At 72.9% G+C, this 17,716-nt stretch carries 17 protein-coding genes and 1 pseudogene; 12 read left to right on the forward strand and 6 right to left on the reverse strand.

Going from position 1 to position 17,716, the window contains the following annotated elements:
• The first annotated feature begins 241 nt into the window (after nucleotides 1–241).
• The gene (locus ACIHEJ_RS09260) at nucleotides 242–1,156 is read left to right on the forward strand and encodes a HipA family kinase (RefSeq protein ID WP_400133487.1); all 915 of its coding nucleotides are present in this window, start codon (nucleotides 242–244) and stop codon (nucleotides 1,154–1,156) included.
• Between the two features lie 52 nt (nucleotides 1,157–1,208).
• Here the strand turns inward: ACIHEJ_RS09260 and aceB are convergent, their stop codons facing one another.
• Both aceB and ACIHEJ_RS09270 read right to left on the reverse strand, forming a co-directional pair.
• Nucleotides 1,209–2,834, reverse strand: coding sequence for a malate synthase A (gene aceB / locus ACIHEJ_RS09265; protein ID WP_400133488.1), 1,626 nt, complete (start codon nucleotides 2,832–2,834; stop codon nucleotides 1,209–1,211).
• 184 nt (nucleotides 2,835–3,018) lie between these two features.
• Nucleotides 3,019–3,621, reverse strand: coding sequence for an NTP transferase domain-containing protein (locus ACIHEJ_RS09270; RefSeq protein WP_400133490.1), 603 nt, complete (start codon nucleotides 3,619–3,621; stop codon nucleotides 3,019–3,021).
• Nucleotides 3,622–3,750: 129 nt separating this feature from the next.
• Here ACIHEJ_RS09270 and ACIHEJ_RS09275 point away from each other — a divergent pair, with 129 nt between their 5' ends.
• A complete protein-coding gene (locus tag ACIHEJ_RS09275) occupies nucleotides 3,751–4,077 on the forward strand; it encodes a DUF5955 family protein (protein WP_400133491.1) in 327 nt (108 codons plus the stop codon).
• A gap of 37 nt (nucleotides 4,078–4,114) precedes the next feature.
• On the opposite strand, the pseudogene ACIHEJ_RS09280 reads toward ACIHEJ_RS09275, so the two are convergent.
• Both ACIHEJ_RS09280 and ACIHEJ_RS09285 read right to left on the reverse strand, forming a co-directional pair.
• Nucleotides 4,115–4,719, reverse strand: a pseudogene (locus ACIHEJ_RS09280) (DUF6304 family protein); the annotation flags it as partial.
• Nucleotides 4,720–4,792: 73 nt separating this feature from the next.
• Nucleotides 4,793–5,590, reverse strand: coding sequence for an IclR family transcriptional regulator (locus ACIHEJ_RS09285; RefSeq protein ID WP_400133492.1), 798 nt, complete (start codon nucleotides 5,588–5,590; stop codon nucleotides 4,793–4,795).
• A gap of 272 nt (nucleotides 5,591–5,862) precedes the next feature.
• Between ACIHEJ_RS09285 and allB the strand changes: the two genes are divergently transcribed.
• Both allB and alc read left to right on the forward strand, forming a co-directional pair.
• Nucleotides 5,863–7,203, forward strand: a complete 1,341-nt coding sequence (gene allB / locus ACIHEJ_RS09290) for an allantoinase AllB (protein WP_400133494.1) — start codon at nucleotides 5,863–5,865, stop codon at nucleotides 7,201–7,203.
• A 53-nt stretch (nucleotides 7,204–7,256) separates the two neighbouring features.
• Nucleotides 7,257–8,372 carry an allantoicase gene (gene alc / locus ACIHEJ_RS09295; RefSeq protein WP_400133496.1) on the forward strand — a complete coding sequence of 372 codons (1,116 nt, stop codon included), beginning with the start codon at nucleotides 7,257–7,259 and terminating at the stop codon, nucleotides 8,370–8,372.
• A 65-nt stretch (nucleotides 8,373–8,437) separates the two neighbouring features.
• Here the strand turns inward: alc and ACIHEJ_RS09300 are convergent, their stop codons facing one another.
• Entirely contained in the window at nucleotides 8,438–9,190 is a 753-nt protein-coding gene (locus tag ACIHEJ_RS09300) for an SDR family oxidoreductase (protein ID WP_400133498.1), read from the reverse strand.
• 102 nt (nucleotides 9,191–9,292) lie between these two features.
• Between ACIHEJ_RS09300 and ACIHEJ_RS09305 the strand changes: the two genes are divergently transcribed.
• The 7 genes from ACIHEJ_RS09305 to ACIHEJ_RS09335 all read left to right on the forward strand — a co-directional run bounded on the left by ACIHEJ_RS09305 (nucleotide 9,293) and on the right by ACIHEJ_RS09335 (nucleotide 15,775).
• Nucleotides 9,293–10,108: an AIM24 family protein gene (locus tag ACIHEJ_RS09305; RefSeq protein ID WP_400133500.1), complete on the forward strand. Its 816-nt coding sequence runs from the start codon at nucleotides 9,293–9,295 to the stop codon at nucleotides 10,106–10,108.
• 73 nt (nucleotides 10,109–10,181) lie between these two features.
• Complete coding sequence (locus ACIHEJ_RS09310) at nucleotides 10,182–10,790, forward strand: dihydrofolate reductase family protein (RefSeq protein WP_400133502.1); 609 nt, start codon at nucleotides 10,182–10,184, stop codon at nucleotides 10,788–10,790.
• A 124-nt stretch (nucleotides 10,791–10,914) separates the two neighbouring features.
• Nucleotides 10,915–11,826 carry a DMT family transporter gene (locus ACIHEJ_RS09315; RefSeq protein WP_400133504.1) on the forward strand — a complete coding sequence of 304 codons (912 nt, stop codon included), beginning with the start codon at nucleotides 10,915–10,917 and terminating at the stop codon, nucleotides 11,824–11,826.
• 85 nt (nucleotides 11,827–11,911) lie between these two features.
• On the forward strand, nucleotides 11,912–12,307 hold the full coding sequence (locus tag ACIHEJ_RS09320) for a ribonuclease domain-containing protein (protein WP_400133505.1): 396 nt from the start codon (nucleotides 11,912–11,914) through the stop codon (nucleotides 12,305–12,307).
• Between the two features lie 243 nt (nucleotides 12,308–12,550).
• Nucleotides 12,551–13,753: a sensor histidine kinase gene (locus ACIHEJ_RS09325; protein ID WP_400134005.1), complete on the forward strand. Its 1,203-nt coding sequence runs from the start codon at nucleotides 12,551–12,553 to the stop codon at nucleotides 13,751–13,753.
• Between the two features lie 82 nt (nucleotides 13,754–13,835).
• Nucleotides 13,836–14,513 carry a response regulator gene (locus tag ACIHEJ_RS09330; protein WP_400133507.1) on the forward strand — a complete coding sequence of 226 codons (678 nt, stop codon included), beginning with the start codon at nucleotides 13,836–13,838 and terminating at the stop codon, nucleotides 14,511–14,513.
• A 71-nt stretch (nucleotides 14,514–14,584) separates the two neighbouring features.
• On the forward strand, nucleotides 14,585–15,775 hold the full coding sequence (locus ACIHEJ_RS09335) for a cytochrome P450 (RefSeq protein ID WP_400133509.1): 1,191 nt from the start codon (nucleotides 14,585–14,587) through the stop codon (nucleotides 15,773–15,775).
• A gap of 46 nt (nucleotides 15,776–15,821) precedes the next feature.
• On the opposite strand, the gene ACIHEJ_RS09340 is transcribed toward ACIHEJ_RS09335, so the two are convergent.
• Complete coding sequence (locus tag ACIHEJ_RS09340; protein WP_400133511.1) at nucleotides 15,822–16,844, reverse strand: Gfo/Idh/MocA family oxidoreductase; 1,023 nt, start codon at nucleotides 16,842–16,844, stop codon at nucleotides 15,822–15,824.
• A 130-nt stretch (nucleotides 16,845–16,974) separates the two neighbouring features.
• Here ACIHEJ_RS09340 and ACIHEJ_RS09345 point away from each other — a divergent pair, with 130 nt between their 5' ends.
• Nucleotides 16,975–17,712 carry a GntR family transcriptional regulator gene (locus ACIHEJ_RS09345; RefSeq protein ID WP_400134007.1) on the forward strand — a complete coding sequence of 246 codons (738 nt, stop codon included), beginning with the start codon at nucleotides 16,975–16,977 and terminating at the stop codon, nucleotides 17,710–17,712.
• Nucleotides 17,713–17,716: the final 4 nt, after the last annotated feature.

Here is a 17,716-nt window from a genome sequence, read left to right on the forward strand (position 1 = left end):
TGCCGACTTCGCGGTCGCGACGTTTGCTCGGTGCTGTCGCCCCGTCAGGAGCGCACGAGGGGTGACGGATACGGCAGGGCGACGGGAGGCGGGCGTGCCGTCTCCCGGAGGGCCGGTCACATCTACGGCAAGCCGGACAAGTCCTTTATATCTCCGGCGTGGCCTCTACTAACCGGCACCCTTAGTCGGCGCCCTTGGTGTGAGGGATGTCACCGCGGCGACCTGCTCTAGGCTGGCCGGTGTGCTGCGCGATGTGACTGCTGTTCGATACGTGACCCCGCTGCGGTCCGGCGGCTCCGTGCCCGCAGTCGTGGAGGCCGACGACCTCGGCACCTACGTCGTGAAGTTCACGGGGTCGGCGCAGGGGCACAAGGCGCTGGTCGCCGAGGTGATCGTCGGCGAACTGGCCCGCGCGCTCGGCCTGCGCTTCCCCGAGCTGGTCCTCGTCCACTTCGACCCCGCCATCGCCGCGGCCGAGCCGCACCAGGAGGTGCGGGAGCTGCACAGCACGAGCGCGGGCGTGAACCTCGGCATGGACCATCTGCCGGGCGCGCTGGACTTCACCCCGAAGATCGCGAAGACCTTCCCGGTGGACCCTCTGGAGGCGGGCCGGATCGTCTGGCTGGACGCGCTGACGGTCAACGTGGACCGCACGGTGCACAGCTCCAACCTGATGGTCTGGCCCACGCTCGGCACCGCGCCCGCGCGGCTGTGGCTCATCGACCACGGCGCCGCCCTCGTCTTCCACCACCGCTGGGACACCACGACCCCGGGCAAGCGGTACGACTTCCGGCACCACGCCCTCGGCCACTACGGCCCCGACATGCGCGCCGCCGACGCCGAACTGGCCCCGCGCGTGACCGGGGAACTGCTGCGGCGGATCGTCGCCGAGGTCCCGGACGCCTGGCTGGCCGAGGACGCGGGATTCGCGACCCCGGACGACGTCCGGGCCGCCTACGTCGACTACCTCCTGCAGCGCGTCCGGCTCTCGGCGGACTGGCTGCCCACCGACTTCCCGAGCCGGGAGGAGCTGGCCGCCGAGGAGGCCGCCCGCGCGCGGCGGACGCAGGCGGGCCGCCCGGACTGGCTCAAGCAGGTGCCCGACCTGCACGGCAAGCCGGCGGCGGAACGGGACTGGTCGGCGCACCTGGGCTGAACGCGCGCGGGCGGCCCCGGGACGCTTCCCGGAGCCGCCCGCGTCGCGGCGCTCAGCCGCGCAGCTGCTCGTACGCCGGCAGGGTGAGGAAGTCGGCGTAGTCCTCGTCCAGGGAGACCGTCAGCAGCAGGTCGTGCGCCTCCTGCCAGTGGCCGGCCGCGAAGGCCTCCTCGCCGATCTCCTTGCGGATGGCGTCCAGTTCCTCGGCGGCGACCTTGCGGGCCAGCTCGGGCGTGGCCCGGTCGCCGTTCTCGAACTCGACGCCCGCGTTGATCCACTGCCAGATCTGGGAGCGGGAGATCTCCGCGGTGGCCGCGTCCTCCATCAGGTTGAAGATGGCGACCGCGCCGAGCCCGCGCAGCCAGGCCTCGATGTACCGGATGCCGACCTGGACGGCGTTGACGAGACCGTTGTACGTCGGCTTCGCGTCCAGCGAGTCGATCGCGATCAGGTCGGCCGCCTCGACCCGGACGTCCTCGCGCAGCCGGTCCTTCTGGTTCGGCTTGTCGCCGAGGACCTTGTCGAAGGACTCCATGGCGATCGGCACCAGGTCGGGGTGGGCGACCCAGGAGCCGTCGAAGCCGTCGTTCGCCTCGCGGTCCTTGTCGGCGCGGACCTTCTCGAAGGCCACCTTGTTGACCTCGGCGTCCCGGCGGGACGGGATGAAGGCCGCCATGCCGCCGATCGCGTGCGCGCCGCGCTTGTGGCAGGTGCGGACGAGGAGTTCGGTGTACGCCCGCATGAACGGGGCCGTCATCGTGACCGCGTTGCGGTCCGGGAGGACGAACTTCGCCCCGCCGTCACGGAAGTTCTTGACGATGGAGAACAGGTAGTCCCAGCGGCCCGCGTTCAGCCCGGCGGCGTGGTCCCGCAGTTCGTAGAGGATCTCCTCCATCTCGTACGCGGCGGTGATGGTCTCGATCAGGACGGTCGCGCGGACCGTGCCCTGAGGGATGCCGACGTGGTCCTGGGCGAAGACGAACACGTCGTTCCACAGGCGGGCCTCGAGGTGCGACTCGGTCTTGGGCAGGTAGAAGTACGGGCCCTTGCCGAGGTCCAGCAGCCGCTGGGCGTTGTGGAAGAAGTACAGGCCGAAGTCGACGAGGGCCCCCGGGACGGCGCGGCCGTCGGCGTCGACGAGGTGACGCTCGTCCAGGTGCCAGCCGCGCGGGCGCATGACGACGGTCGCCAGCTCCTCGTTCGGGCGCAGGGCGTAGGACTTGCCGGTCTTCGGGTCGGTGAAGTCGATGTTCCGGGTGTAGGCGTCGACCAGGTTGACCTGGCCGAGGACCACGTTCTCCCAGGTGGGCGCGGAGGCGTCCTCGAAGTCGGCGAGCCAGATCTTCGCGCCCGAGTTGAGCGCGTTGATGGTCATCTTGCGGTCGGTGGGGCCGGTGATCTCGACGCGCCGGTCGTTCAGCGCGGCCGGGGCCGGGGCGACCCGCCAGGTGTCGTCCGCGCGGATCGCGGCGGTCTCCGGCAGGAAGTCGAGCGTGGAGGTGCGGGCGATCTCGGCGCGGCGCTCGGCCCGGCGGGCGAGGAGTTCGTCACGGCGCGGGGTGAACCGCCGGTGCAGCTCCGCCACGAAGGCGAGCGCCGCGTCCGTGAGGACCTCTTCCTGCCGGGGCAGGGGCTCGGCGTCGACGATGGCCAGCGGGGACGGCGCTGGTGCGGACATGAGCTGTCACTTCCTTCAGCGGTGGCACCGGGTGCCTAGCGGCACATATAGGGCGAACAGCGCCCGCTGTGCGGTCAGGCGCTTCTGAACAGTGGATAGTAGTTTCCTCATCGTGGAACTTCAATGGTTTGTTGATGTCGAGATTCTCTGAGTCGAGGGAAGGTGGCGCCCAGTGCCACCCCGTTCACTCAAGGTGGCGCAGGTCGGCCTCGGTGTCGATGTCGTACGGCTCGGCCACGTCCGCGCACTCCACGAGCCGGATGCGCGCCGCGTGCTCCTTCAGGTAGGTGCGGGCCCCGCGGTCCCCGGTGGCCGTCGCCACGATCCCCGGCCAGTGGGCCGCGCCGAAGAGCACCGGATGCCCGCGCACCCCGTCGTAGGCGGCCGAGACCAGTGATTTCTCGTCCTCGTACGCGCCGAGTACCCGCGCCACCGCCGCCGGCCCGATCCCCGGCTGGTCGACGAGGCTCACCAGGGCCGCGCGCGCCCCCGTACCGGCCAGCGAGCCCAGCCCGGCCCGCAGCGAGGAGCCCATGCCCTCGGCCCAGTCGGGGTTGTCCACGAGCACGCAGCCGTCGAGACCGGCGCGGCGGCGGACCTCGTCCGCCCGCGCCCCGAGGACGACATGGATCCGGCCGCAGCCGGCCGCGCGCAGCACGCCGACCGCGTGCTCGACCAGGAGCTGCCCCCGGTGCTCCAGCAGCGCCTTGGGGCGCCCGCCCAGCCGCCTGCCCCCGCCCGCGGCGAGCAGCAGTCCGGCGACCTCCTCGTGATGGTTGTCCGTCATGCGTCCTGCATACCTGACGCGGCAGGCGGCGGCCCGTTCCCTTGGGCTGAATTTCGGTCCGCGCTGTGGCGCTCCCGGACGGGGTGGCGTTTACTGTCCCGCGCACGACGGCGTGTCAGGGGGAGGGCTGTGTTGCGGAGCTTGGGGCAGAGACCGGTGACCGGCAGCGACGAGGACCCGAGAGTGGAGGACCCGAGAGTGGCGGAACTGCGGACCGCTGTGTCCCGGCTGCGCCGCGAACTCGCCGCACTCCCCTCCGAGTTTCCCGACCGGGCCATAGCCGAGGACGAGCTGGCGGCGCTGGCGGCGATGGCCACCGGCGGCCGCCCCGAGACACCCCGCCTGCGCCGCTCCCTGTTACTGATAGCCGGGGCGATCGGCTCGGTCAGCGCGCTCGCCCGGGGCCTGAGCGACGTACGGGAGGCGGTGGACCTGTTCGGGGAGCCGCCCCGGTGAAGCCCCGCGGCGAGCCCGCCGCGGCGGGGTCACCCGGTCACGGAAACGTGCCCCGGTACCCCTGGCCGGGGGCCCGGTGCTCGAACTGCTCGCACGGCCAGGTCTCCTGCACGAAGCCCGTGCGTGCCTCCCAGGCGTCGAAGATGTTGTGCGGTCCGTACCTGCCGTCGACGCGCCGGTGGACGTCCTTGGCGTCGCGGAAGCAGGCCGGATCGGCCATCGTGCCGTGCCCGACCGGGTGGTAGTGCGACCAGGCGCACGCCAGGCACGCCCTCATCCGCGTCCCGGCCGGCAGGTGGCGCTGCAGGTCGCACAGGGCGTCCTCGAAGTCGGCCGGGGCGGTCGCGGTGCGGTACGCCTGTCCGTCGATCCGCAGTTCCGGGGAGAGCGTCTCCCCGCCCAGGCCGCGTCGCCCGCCCGCCGGATCCTCCAGCCGGAGCGCGCAGTGCAGCGTCCCCTCGCGCACGCCCTGTCCGTCCCGCTCGACGGAGAACGGCACCTCCCACTCCGGGAGGCAGGAGCACAGTGCCCCGGCGGAGAACGAGAACATCCCCCGGGCGGTTCCCCGTCGACCGCGCGGAGGTCGTCCATGGTGACGCCCTCGAAGCGGACGCCCCGGACGGTCGTACGGATCAGCTCCCGGCCGTCGGACTCGAGGACGACGGCCTCGCCGCCGTGCCGGTCGGTGCAGTGCCCGGGCCGCCGGGCGGCCCGGTCACCCGGGGTTCTGGCTCACCAGGGCCGCCGACAGCTCGGCCGCGATCCCCTGCAGCACCGGCACGATCCTCTCGGTCGCGGCCTCGGTCACCCGTCCGGCCGGCCCGGAGATGGAGACCGCCGCCGCGGTGGGGGAGTCGGGGACGGACACCGCGAGGCAGCGCACCCCGATCTCCTGCTCGTTGTCGTCCACGGCGTACCCCGCGCGCCGCACCTCCGCCAGCGCCTGAAGGAAGCCGTCGGGCGTGGTGATGGTCTTCTCCGTCGCGGCCGGCATCCCCGTGCGGGCGAGCAGGGCCCGCACCTCGTCGTCGGGCACGCTCGCCAGCAGCGCCTTGCCCACACCCGTGGAGTGCGGCAGCACCCGCCGGCCCACCTCGGTGAACATCCGCATCGAGTGCTTGGAGGGCACCTGCGCCACGTACACGATCTCGTCGCCGTCCAGCAGCGCCATGTTCGCGGTCTCGCCGGTCTCCTCGACCAGCCGCGCGAGGTAGGGCCGCGCCCAGGTGCCGAGCAGCCGGGAGGCAGACTCGCCGAGCCGGATCAGCCGGGGGCCGAGCGCGTACCGCCGGTTGGGCTGCTGGCGGACGTAGCCGCAGGCGACCAGCGTGCGCATCAGCCGGTGGATCGTCGGCAGCGGCAGCCCGCTGGTCGCGGACAGCTCGCTCAGCCCGACCTCGCCGCCCGCGTCCGCCATCCGCTCGAGCAGGTCGAAGGCGCGCTCCAGGGACTGGACCCCGCCGCCGGCGGAGGGCTTGGCGGAGTCGGTGGTGCTGGCGCTGGACGTCGGCACGGCGCGTTCCTTTCGGGACAGGCAGGAGGTGAGAAGCCTACCCGGCAGTCGGTTGACTCCCTGCTTGTACGTAGCTACGTTCTGCTTGCCGGAATTCTAATTCCGCTTTGTGGAAACGTCCAGAGTGGATGCGGACGGCCCGCTGCCCAGAAGTGTGCCTCTTGACGGCGGGCGAGGGGGAGTGAAGACTCCTTCAACAGAACGTTGAAATCCGTTACGTGGTGTAAATCCCGTTTCCTGGGCGTAAAACGGCGGTACAGAGAGGGGTTCGGGTGTCCGACGCTGAACTGGTCCTGCGCTCGACGCGCGTCATCACTCCGGAAGGGACGCGGGCCGCCACGGTCACCGTGGCCGCCGGGAAGATCACGGCCGTTCTCCCGTACGACGCCGAGGTGCCGGCCGCGGCCCGGCTGGAGGACGTCGGCGACCACGTCCTGCTGCCCGGCCTGGTCGACACCCACGTGCACGTCAACGATCCGGGGCGCACCGAGTGGGAGGGCTTCTGGACCGCCACCCGCGCGGCGGCGGCCGGCGGCATCACCACGCTGATCGACATGCCGCTCAACTCCCTCCCGCCGACCACGACCGTCGAGCACCTGCGGGTGAAGCAGGACGTGGCCCGGGACAAGGCGCACATCGACGTCGGCTTCTGGGGCGGCGCGCTGCCCGACAACGTCAAGGACCTGCGCCCGCTGCACGACGCCGGCGTCTTCGGCTTCAAGGCGTTCCTGTCCCCGTCCGGCGTGGACGAGTTCCCGCACCTCGACCAGGACCAGCTCGCCCAGTCCCTGGCGGAGATCGCCGGCTTCGACGGCCTGCTGATCGTGCACGCCGAGGACCCGCACCACCTGGCCGCCGCCCCGCAGCACGGCGGCCCCAGGTACGCCGACTTCCTCGCCTCCCGGCCGCGCGACGCCGAGGACACCGCCATCGCGGGTGCCGTCGCCCAGGCCAGGCGGCTGAACGCGCGCGTGCACATCCTGCACCTGTCGTCCAGCGACGCGCTCCCGCTGATCGCCGCCGCCCGCGCGGACGGCGTCCGGGTGACCGTGGAGACCTGCCCGCACTACCTCACCCTCACGGCCGAGGAAGTCCCGGACGGCGCGAGCGAGTTCAAGTGCTGCCCGCCGATCCGCGAGGCCGCCAACCGGGACCTGTTGTGGCAGGCGCTGGCCGACGGCACCATCGACTGTGTCGTCACCGACCACTCGCCCTCCACCGCCGACCTGAAGACCGACGACTTCGCCACCGCCTGGGGCGGCATCTCCGGCCTCCAGCTCAGCCTGTCCGCCGTGTGGACCGAGGCCCGCAGGCGTGGCCACGGCCTGGAGGACGTGGTCCGCTGGATGTCCACGCAGACCGCCGGCCTGGCCGGCCTCGGCGCCACCAAGGGCGCCATCGCCCCGGGCCGCGACGCCGACTTCGCCGTCCTGGCCCCCGACGAGACCTTCACCGTCGACCCGGCGCACCTGCAGCACCGCAACCGGGTCACCGCCTACGCCGGCAAGACCCTGTACGGCGTCGTGAAGTCCACCTGGCTGCGCGGCGAGCGCATCGTCGACGCCGGCGAGTTCACCGAGCCGAAGGGCACGCTCCTCGCCCGCCCCCGGTGACCCGCCACCGCATCCGTACCCGGCCGACTCCCAGAAAGGACCCCCTGATCACCGTGACGGCGACACCCTCCTTCACCGGCGACGCGAACCCCTACGGAGGCGGTGACCCGTACGCGGACTACCGCACCGCCGACTTCCCCTTCACCCAGTACGCCAACCTCGCCGACCGGCAGCTCGGCGCCGGTGTCATCGCCGCCAACGACGAGTTCTTCGCCCAGCGGGAGAACCTGCTGGTGCCCGAGCCGGCCGAGTTCGACCCCGAGCACTTCGGGCACAAGGGCAAGATCATGGACGGCTGGGAGACCCGGCGCCGGCGCGGTGTCTCCGCCGAGCACCCCTGGCCGACCGCCGAGGACCACGACTGGGCGCTGGTCCGGCTCGGCGCGCCCGGGGTGATCCGCGGGATCGTCGTCGACACCGCCCACTTCCGCGGCAACTACCCGCAGGCGGTCTCGGTCGAGGGCGCGTCCGTACCCGGTTCGCCCTCCCCCGAGGAGCTGCTCTCCGCCGACGTGAAGTGGACCACCCTCGTCCCGCGCACCGCGGTCGGCGGCCACGCGGCGAACGGCTTCGAGGTCACCGCCGAGCAGCGCTTCACGCACCTGCGCGTCAACCAGCACCCCGACGGCGGCATCGCCCGGCTGCGGGTGTACGGCGAGGTCGCCCCGGACCCGGTGTGGCTGGAGGTGCTCGGCACCTTCGACGTGGTCGCGCTGGAGAACGGCGGACGGGTCGAGGACGCCTCCAACCTCTTCTACTCCCCGGCCACCAACACCATCCAGCCGGGCCGCTCCCGCAAGATGGACGACGGCTGGGAGACCCGCCGCCGCCGGGACCAGGGCAACGACTGGATCCGCTACCAGCTGGTCGCCCAGTCGCAGATCCGCGCGGTCGAGATCGACACGGCCTACCTCAAGGGCAACAGCGCGGGCTGGGCCTCGGTCTCCGTCAAGGACGGAGAGGACGGCGAGTGGGTCGAGGTCCTGCCCCGCACCCGCATGCAGCCCGACACCAACCACCGCTTCGTGCTGGAGCAGCCGGCCGTCGGCACGCACGCGCGTGTCGACATCTACCCCGACGGCGGCATCTCCCGCCTGCGCCTGTTCGGCTCCCTGACCGAGGAGGGCGCGGCCCGGCTCGCCGCCCGCCACCAGGAGCTGGGCGGCTGACCTCCCCCTCACACGCGCGCGGGGCGCACCGGACTGGACAGCACCGGTGCGCCCCGCGTGTCGTCTCAGGCCGCGTGCCCTCCGTCCACCGCGAACTGGGCACCGGTGACGTACGCGGCCTCCGGTCCCGCCAGATACGCCACCATCGAGGCCACCTCGTCCGCCGTGCCGAACCGCCCCAAGGCCGTCATGGCCGCCTGCGCGGGGGCGTAGGGACCGTCGGCCGGATTCATGTCGGTGTCCGTCGGCCCCGGATGGACCACGTTCGCGGTGATGCCGCGCCCGCCCAGCTCCCGCGCCAGCGTCTTCGTCATCCCCACCAGCGCCGTCTTGCCGGTCGCGTACAGCGTCCCGCCCGGCCCCGGGACCCGCTGGGTCATGCACGTGCCGATCGTGACGATCCGCCCGCCGTCCGCCATCCGCGCGGCCGCCGCCTGCGAGGCCAGGAAGACACCGCGCACGTTCACGGCGAGGACCCGGTCGACGTCCTCCAGGGGGAACGTCTCCAGCGGGCCCAGCAGTCCGACCCCCGCGTTGTTCACCAGCACGTCGAGCCCGCCCAGCTCCCCGGCCGCACGGTCCACCGCGCCCGCCGCGTCCGCCGGGTCCGCCAGGTCCGCGCGCACGGCCACGGCCCGGCGTCCCAGACCCCGCACCGCCCGTACGACCTCCTCGGCCGCGTCCTTCCCCTGCACATACGTCACCGCCACGTCGGCGCCCTCCCGGGCGAGGCGCAGTGCCGTCGCCGCGCCGATGCCCCGGCTGCCCCCGGTGACCAGGGCCTTCCTGCCGGTCAGGTTCTTGTGAGTCGTTGTCATGGCTCCATCCCACCGGGCCCGGCGCGGCCGTGCCGGCGGCGAACGGACACGGAGATGCAGGGGCCCGGAACTCTTCGCTCCCCCTCCCGCGTTCTTCCCCTCGTGACCCTTCAGCAAGAGATCGTCGGCAACGCCATGCAGATGGCGGTCGTCAACCTGCACCCCGGCCAGACCGTGTACTGCGAGGCCGGGAAGTTCCTGTTCAAGACGACGAACGTGACCATGGAGACGCGTCTGTCCGGCCCGTCGGGCCAGGGCAACGGAGACCGGCCGAGCGGCGGTGGCGGCATGGGAGGCATGCTGCGCCAGGCCATGGGCACCGCCATGCAGGTCGGCCAGCGCATGCTCGCGGGCGAGTCGCTGGCGTTCCAGTACTTCACCTCCCAGGGCGGCCCGGGCACGGTCGGCTTCGCGGGCGTGCTCCCGGGCGAGATGCGCGCCCTGGAGCTGGACGGCACGCGCGCGTGGTTCGCCGAGAAGGACGCCTTCGTGGCCGCCGAGTCCACCGTGGAGTTCGGCATCGCCTTCGCCGGCGGGCGCACCGGCATGAGCGGCGGCGAGGGTTTCGTCCTGGAGAAGTTCACCGGGTACGGCACGGTGATCATCGCGGGCGCCGGCAACTTCATCGACCTGAACCCGGCGGACTTCGGCGGCCGGATCGAGGTGGACACCGGCTGCGTGGTCGCCTTCGAGGAGGGCATCCGGTACGGCGTCCAGCGCGTCGGCGGCCTCAACCGCCAGGGGATCATGAACGCGGTCTTCGGTGGCGAGGGACTGTCCCTGGCCACCCTGGAGGGCAACGGCCGGGTGATCCTGCAGTCCCTCACCATCGAGAGCCTCGCCAACGCCCTGAGGAAGGCCCAGGGCGGCGACAAGCAGGGCCCGACCGGCGGACTGTTCTCCACCCACACCGGCTGACCGATGAGTTCCGGGCGGCCGCGGGGTCTTGCCTGACGACAGCAGACCTCGCACCCGGAAGAAGGCACCCGTCATGGGCAAGCTCGTCTCCACCCTCTTCGTCACCCTCGACGGCGTCCACCAGGCGCCCGGCGGCCCCCAGGAGGACACCTCCGGCGGCTTCACCCACGGCGGCTGGAGCTTCCCGTTCGGTGACGACGACTTCGGCCGGTTCGTCACCGAGGGCTTCGACCGCGCGGGCGCCTTCCTGCTCGGCCGCCGCACCTACGAGATCTTCGCCTCCTACTGGCCGCGGATGACCGACCCCGCCGACCCGATCGCCTCCCGGCTCAACGGCCTGCCGAAGTACGTCGTCTCCTCCACCCTGACCGAGCCCGGCTGGCCCGGCACCACCGTGGTCCGCGGCGACCTCGCCGAGGAGGTCACCGCGCTGAAGGAGAAGACCGACGGCGAGCTGCAGATCCACGGCAGCGGCGCGCTGGTCCGCTCGCTGGTGGACCTCGGGCTCCTCGACACCCTGCACCTGCTGACCTTCCCGGTCGTCCTCGGCACCGGCCGCCGCGTGTTCACGGACGGCACGGCCCCCACCCGCTTCCGGCACACCGGCGGGCGCGTCACCGGCACGGGCGTCTCCCTCCAGACGTACGACCTCGCGGGCCGCCCCGAGTACGGGTCGTTCTGACTTCCCGGCGCCCGCGCCGCGGCACACCCCTGGCCGAAGATCGTCCCCGCCGGTACGGTGATCGCGCCCCGTGCGAGCCGCCGACGTCTCCGCACCCCTCCGGAGAGCCGAAAGAGCCGCTCGCATGTCGTCGATCGCCGTACCGGGCGCCGCGCTCGCACCGCGCCGTGCCTGGCACACGGACCTGCCCGTCCTGCTCGTCGCGGTGTGCTGGGGCGCCAGCTATCTCGCCGCGAAGGACATCACCACCGCCCGTACGGTGCTCGCCGTGCTGGTGGTCCGGTTCGCGTTCGCCCTGCCCGTCCTGGCCGTCGCCGGCCGGCGTGCCCTGCGCGCGCTCACCGGCGCCCAGTGGCGCGGCGCGGCTCTGCTGGGCCTGGTGCTGAGCGGGATCTTCCTGCTGGAGACGTACGGGGTGGTGCACACCTCGGCCACCAACGCCGGTCTGATCATCAGCCTCACCATGGTGTTCACCCCGCTCGCCGAGGCCGCGGTCACCCGTACCCGGCCCACCCCCGCCTTCCTCGGCGCGGCCGGCCTGTCGGTGCTCGGCGTCGTCCTGCTCACCCAGGGCGGCGGCTTCACCCGGCCCTCGGCCGGCGACCTGCTGATGCTGCTCGCCGCGCTCGCCCGCACCCTGCACGTCCTCGCCATGTCCCGGATCCGGGCCGTGCAGGGCGCCGGCGCGCTGCCCCTCACCACGGTGCAACTCGGCGCGTCCGTCGGCGTCTTCGCTCTCCTGTCGGCCGTCGGCGGCGGTCCGGCGCCCTGGGCGGTCGCGGACGGCTTCGGCGCACGGCAGTGGACGGGGCTGCTGTTCCTGTCCGCGCTGTGCACGGTGTTCGCCTTCTTCGTGCAGATGTGGGCCGTCCGCCGTACCTCCCCCTCCCGGGTCGGCCTGCTGCTCGGCACCGAGCCGCTGTGGGCCGCGGCGGCCGGGACCCTGCTGGGCGGGGAGCGGCTCGGCGCGCTCGGTCTGGCGGGCGGCGCGCTGGTGCTCGTGGGGACCGCGTGGGGACGCCGGGCGGCAGGTTAACTCCCCGAAAATTCCTCGAACTCGACAGGAAAACCTTCAACTTTGTCGTTGACATGCCAACGTCTACGCGCGTCATCATGAGGGCATGAGATTCCCCCCACGTACCACACGCATCGGCGTCGCGGCCGCGCTCCTGTCCGCCCTCCTGGCCGGCGGCGCCGTCTCCGCCGGGACGGCGGACGCCGCGGCCTCGTCGGTCGGCGGCATCTGCTACGGAGACCTGCCCTCGCAGGCCCACGACACCCTGGACCTGATCGACCAGGGCGGCCCCTTCCCGTACTCGCAGGACGGCACCGTCTTCTCCAACCGCGAGGGCGTGCTGCCGACCCGGTCGTCCGGCTACTACCACGAGTACACGGTGAAGACCCCCGGCGCCTCCACGCGCGGGGCCCGGCGCATCGTCACCGGCGAGGAGTCCCAGGAGGACTACTACACCGCCGACCACTACGCCACGTTCGATCTGGTCGACTTCGGCTGCTGAGCCGCTCGACCGGATCCGGGAGAACAGCGCACCACGTGTGACACGGAAAGCCTCGCCCCGCGGTCGCCCCCCATGCCGGACCGCGGGGCGGGCCGTGTCCGCCGAAAGTCCACGGTGCCGCGACTTCGGTAGCCGATCCCGGGCGGGGGCGGCCACGGACCCGCGCCCTGCGTAGATTTACCGACCGTGAACGAGGACAGGCCGCACCGGCCCACCGTCTCCGGGACCGAGCTGCGCCGCTGGATGCTCCCGTCGGCCCTGGCCGGGGAGCTGGACCCGGACCCCGCGGGCCGGCGCCCCGGGCGCACGGCCCGGGACTGGGCCGTCGACGTGTGCTGCTTCCTGCTGGCCCTGCTGCTGTTCCTGGTGATCGCGGCCGGCCTGGTGCGCCACCCCGGCGTGCCCCGGCCCCTCGTGGTCGGGGACGTACTGCTCGGCGCCCTGTCCTGCCTCGCGGTCTGGCTGCGCCGCAGCCGGCCGGTGGGCCTCGCCGTCGCCATGATCGTCGTCGGGTTCCTGTCCGACAGTTCGGGCGGGACCGCGATGATCGCCCTGTTCACCGTCGCCGTGCACCGGCCGTTCCGGTACGTCGCCTGGATCGGCGGCATCGACCTCGCCCTCGTCCCCCTCTACTACTGGCTGCGCCCGGAGTCCGGCCTGCCCTTCACGGGTGCCGTGGTGTTCGCGGCGCTGCTCACCGTCTCCGTCGTCGGCTGGGGCATGTTCGTCCGCTCCAAGCGGCTGCTGCTGCTGAGCCTGCGGGACCGGGCCCACCGGGCGGAGACCGAGGCCCGGCTGCGCGCCGAGCAGGCGCAGCGGCTGGCCCGCGAGGAGATCGCCCGGGAGATGCACGACGTGCTCGCCCACCGGCTCACCCTGCTCAGCGTGCACGCCGGCGCGCTGGAGTTCCGGCCGGACGCGCCCCGCGAGGAGATCGCGCGGGCCGCCGGGGTCATCAGGGAGAGCGCCCACGAGGCCCTGCAGGACCTGCGGGAGATCATCGGCGTCCTGCGCACCGGCGGCCCCGACGACGCGGCCGGCGGCCGGCCGCAGCCCACGCTGGCCGCGCTGGACACCCTGGTCGCCGAATGCCGGGAGGCCGGGATGAAGATCACCCTCGACCATCGCGTCGCCGACCCCGCCGCCGCCCCCGCCTCGGTCGGCCGCACCGCCTACCGCATCGCCCAGGAGGCACTGACCAACGCCCGCAAGCACGCCCCCGGCAGCGAGGTCACGCTCCGCCTGACCGGCACCCCCGGCGACGGCCTCACGCTCACGGTCACCAACCCGCCGCCCGAGACCGAGGCCCCGCCGGTCCCCGGCTCCGGGCAGGGGCTGATCGGCCTCACCGAACGCGCGACGCTCACCGGGGGCCGGCTGCACCACGGCGCCACGGCCGACGGGGGCTTCGAGGTCCGGGCCTGGCTGCCCTGGGGCCAGGTCTGACGGCGGTGCCCGATCCCGGCCGCCCGACCGGTTCGCGGCGACGGCGCCCGCACGCACGCGTGGGCATGATTACGTGACCCCCATGACTGGGACGCCGATCAGACTCCTCCTCGTAGACGACGATCCGCTGGTGCGGGCCGGGCTCGCGCTGATGATGGGCGGCGCCGAGGACATCGAGATCGTCGGGGAGGCCGCCGACGGCGGCGAGGTCGAGGATCTGGTCGAGCGGACCCGCCCCGACGTCGTCCTCATGGACATCCGGATGCCGTCGGTGGACGGCCTCGCGGCCACCGAGCGGCTGCGCAGGCGGGCGGACGCGCCGGAGGTCGTGGTGCTCACCACCTTCCATGCCGACGAGCAGGTGCTGCACGCCCTGCGCGCGGGCGCCGCCGGGTTCGTGCTCAAGGACACCGCGCCCGCCGAGATCGTGGACGCGGTGCGCCGGGTCGCGGCCGGGGAACCGGTGCTGTCGCCCGCCGTCACCCGCCAGCTGATGCGGCACGCGGCCGGCGCCGCCGCCGACTCCCGGCGGACCCGCGCGCGGGAGCGGCTCGCCGGCCTCAACGACCGCGAACGGGAGGTGGCTGTGGCCGTCGGCCGGGGCCTGCCCAACGCCCAGATCGCCGACCGGCTCTTCATGAGCGTCGCCACCGTCAAGACGCATGTCTCGCGCATTCTCGCCAAGCTGGGCCTGAACAACCGGGTCCAGATCGCCCTGTTGGCCTACGACGCCGGACTGCTCGACGAGACCGGGCACTGACCGGGCACCCCGCGCGTTGTCCCTGTACCGGGAGACGCCCGGAGGCCTCGGGGGAGTCCGGAAGGGGAGCGATGGACAGGCGACGGGTGATCGATCTGGGGGAGTGCGCGGACGAACTGCGCCGCGACCCCCATCCGGTGTACGCCCGCCTGCGCGAGCAGGGCCCCGTGCACCGGGTCCGGCTGCCGGGATCCGACGAGACCTACGAGACCTGGCTGATCGTGGGGTACGAGGAGGCACGCGCCGCCCTCGCCGACCCCCGGCTGGCCAAGGACGGCGCCGAGATCGGTGCGACGTTCCTGGACGAGGAGATGATCGGCAAGCATCTCCTGGCCGTCGACCCGCCCCGGCACACCCGCCTGCGCGGCCTGGTCACCCGCGCGTTCACGATGCGGCGGGTGGAGCGACTGCGCCCGCGCATCCAGCGCATCACCGACGACCTGCTCGACGAGATGCTGCCACGAGGCCGCGCCGACCTCATCGAGTCGCTCGCCTTCCCGCTGCCCATCACCGTCATCTGCGAACTCCTCGGCGTCCCGGACATGGACCGCGCGGAGTTCCGGAAGATGTCCAACGAGATGGTGGCACCGACCAGTTCGCAGACCGAGTACGACGCGGTCGTCCGCCTCGCCGAGTACCTCACGGAGCTGATCGAGGACAAGCGCTCCGCTCCTCCGACCGACGACCTGCTCAGCGACCTGATCCGTACCACCGCCGAGGACGGCGACCGGCTCTCCCCGGACGAACTGCGCGGCATGGCCTACCTGCTGCTCGTCGCGGGCCACGAGACCACCGTCAACCTCATCGGCAACGGCGTCCACGCGCTCCTCACGCATCCCGCCCAACTCGCCGACCTGCGCGCCGACATGAGCCTCCTGGACGGCGCCGTCGAGGAGATGCTGCGCTACGAGGGCCCGGTGCAGAGCGCCACGTTCCGGTACGCGGCCGAACCCGTGGAGATCGCCGGCACGGTGATCGAGCAGGGCGACCACGTGGTGGTCGGCCTGACCGCGTCCGGCCGCGACGCCGCTCGCTACGGCGACCCGCACCGGTTCGACATCCACCGCGACGCCCGTGGCCACCTCGCGTTCGGCCACGGCATCCACTTCTGCCTGGGCGCACCGCTCGCCCGGCTCGAAGGCCGCATCGCGCTGGGCACGCTGCTGGAGCGCGCCCCCGGCCTCGCGCTCGACGGCGCGCCGGGCGAGTGGCTGCCGGGCATGCTGATGCGAGGGATGCGCAGCCTTCCGGTGCGCTGGTGAGCAGCCGCCCCGGCACGTCGTACGGCAGCCGCCCGGCATCCGGGCGTCAGTCGTACGACGGCCGTCCGCGGTCCGGGACCTCCGCCAGCCGGACGGGGCGGCGCTCCCGCCGGGAGGTCTCGCAGGCCTCGGCGATCCGCAGCGCCTGGAGGGCCTCGCCGCCGTCGCACGGGTTGGGCCGCCCCCCGAGCAGCACCTGGACGAAGGCGGACAGCTCGGCCTCGTAGGCGGCCCCGAACCGCTCCAGGAAACCGCTCCACGGTTTGTCGGCGGGCGGCGGCCCGGTCGGCTCGGTGGACGCGACGGGCGTACGGTCGTCGAGGCCGACGACCACGGTGTCGGCCTCCCCGGCCAGCTCCATGCGCACGTCGTAGCCGGCGCCGTTCAGCCGGGTCGCCGTCGCCGTCGCCAGCGTGCCGTCGTCCAGCGTGAGCAGCGCCGCTGCGGTGCCGACGTCGCCGGCCTCGCGGAACAGCGCGGGACCGGCGTCGGAGCCGGTGGCGTACACGTCGGTCACCTCACGTCCCGTCACCCAGCGCAGCACGTCGAAGTCGTGGATCAGGGTGTCCCGGAACAGCCCGCCGGACAGCGGCAGCCATGCGGCCGGGGGAGGTGCCTGGTCGCACGTCAGGGCGCGCACGGTGTGCAGCCGCCCGAGCCGTCCCGAGCGCACGGCCTCCCGGGCCCCGGCGTACCCGGCGTCGAAGCGCCGCTGGAAGCCCATCTGCAGGATCGTTCCGGCCGCCTCGACCTCGGCGAGCGCCTGCAGCGTGCCCGGCAGGTCGAGGGCGATCGGCTTCTCGCAGAAGACCGGCAGCCCCGAGCGGGCCGCCCGGCCGATCAGCTCCGCATGAGCCGCCGTCGCCGTGGTGATCACCACCGCGTCCACGCCCCACCGGAAGATCTCGTCAACCCCCGGCGCCGCCGTCTCGCCCAGCCGGTGCGCCAGCTCCTGTGCCCGGGCCGGATCCGCGTCCGTCAGGATCAGGGAGCCGACGTCGCGGTGGCGGCTGAGCGTCCTCGCGTGGATGGTGCCGATCCGGCCCGTACCGATGACCCCGATGCGCATGGAAACAAAGTGAGGCGGAACCCGGCGCCCTGTCAATGCGCATGTCCGGACAACCGGACTACACAACTTCCCGTCAACCGATCACGGAGCTACGCTCGAGCCCGTGCCGAAACCAGATGTGGACCCGACCGTGTCGCTCGACCTCCGTGTGGACCGTAGCTCCCCGGTGCCGTTGTACTTCCAGCTCTCCCAGCAGCTGGAGGCCGCCATCGAGCACGGCAGTCTTACCCCGGGCAGCCTGCTGGGCAACGAGATCGAGCTGGCCGCGCGGCTCGGTCTGTCCCGGCCGACCGTCCGCCAGGCCATCCAGTCCCTCGTCGACAAGGGGCTCCTCGTCCGCCGCCGGGGCGTCGGCACCCAGGTCGTGCACAGCCAGGTCAAACGTCCGCTGGAACTGAGCAGCCTCTACGACGACCTGGAGGCGGCCGGCCAGCGCCCCGCGACGAAGGTGCTGGTCAACACGGTCGTCCCGGCCTCCGCCGCGGTCGCCGCCGCGCTCGGCGTCACCGAGGGCGGCGACGTCCACCGCATCGAGCGGCTGCGTCTCGCGCACGGCGAGCCGATGGCGTACCTGATCAACCACCTCCCGCCCGGCCTGCTCGACCTGGACACCGGCCAGCTGGAGGCGACCGGCCTGTACCGGCTCATGCGCTCCGCCGGGATCACCCTGCACAGCGCCCGCCAGTCCATCGGCGCCCGCGGCGCCACGGCCGCCGAGGCCGAGCGGCTCACCGAGGCCGAGGGCGCCCCGCTGCTCACCATGCAGCGCACCACCTTCGACGACACCGGCCGCGCGGTGGAGTTCGGCGACCACACCTACCGGCCCACGCGCTACTCCTTCGAGTTCCAGCTGCTCGTCCGGTCCTGACGGC

Source organism: Streptomyces sp. NPDC052301, assembly GCF_044593395.1.
Classification (GTDB): Bacteria; Actinomycetota; Actinomycetes; order Streptomycetales; family Streptomycetaceae; genus Streptomyces.

Bases quoted from the DNA above. Each gene is read 5' to 3' on its own strand.
- aceB (WP_400133488.1), bottom strand. From the start codon at position 2,834: ATGTCCGCACCAGCGCCGTCCCCGCTGGCCATCGTCGACGCCGAGCCC.
- ACIHEJ_RS09270 (WP_400133490.1), bottom strand. From the start codon at position 3,621: ATGACGGACAACCATCACGAGGAGGTCGCCGGACTGCTGCTCGCCGCG.
- ACIHEJ_RS09300 (WP_400133498.1), bottom strand. From the start codon at position 9,190: ATGACAACGACTCACAAGAACCTGACCGGCAGGAAGGCCCTGGTCACC.
- ACIHEJ_RS09310 (WP_400133502.1), top strand. From the start codon at position 10,182: ATGGGCAAGCTCGTCTCCACCCTCTTCGTCACCCTCGACGGCGTCCAC.
- ACIHEJ_RS09315 (WP_400133504.1), top strand. From the start codon at position 10,915: ATGTCGTCGATCGCCGTACCGGGCGCCGCGCTCGCACCGCGCCGTGCC.
- ACIHEJ_RS09320 (WP_400133505.1), top strand. From the start codon at position 11,912: ATGAGATTCCCCCCACGTACCACACGCATCGGCGTCGCGGCCGCGCTC.
- ACIHEJ_RS09325 (WP_400134005.1), top strand. From the start codon at position 12,551: ATGCTCCCGTCGGCCCTGGCCGGGGAGCTGGACCCGGACCCCGCGGGC.
- ACIHEJ_RS09330 (WP_400133507.1), top strand. From the start codon at position 13,836: ATGACTGGGACGCCGATCAGACTCCTCCTCGTAGACGACGATCCGCTG.
- ACIHEJ_RS09335 (WP_400133509.1), top strand. From the start codon at position 14,585: ATGGACAGGCGACGGGTGATCGATCTGGGGGAGTGCGCGGACGAACTG.
- ACIHEJ_RS09340 (WP_400133511.1), bottom strand. From the start codon at position 16,844: ATGCGCATCGGGGTCATCGGTACGGGCCGGATCGGCACCATCCACGCG.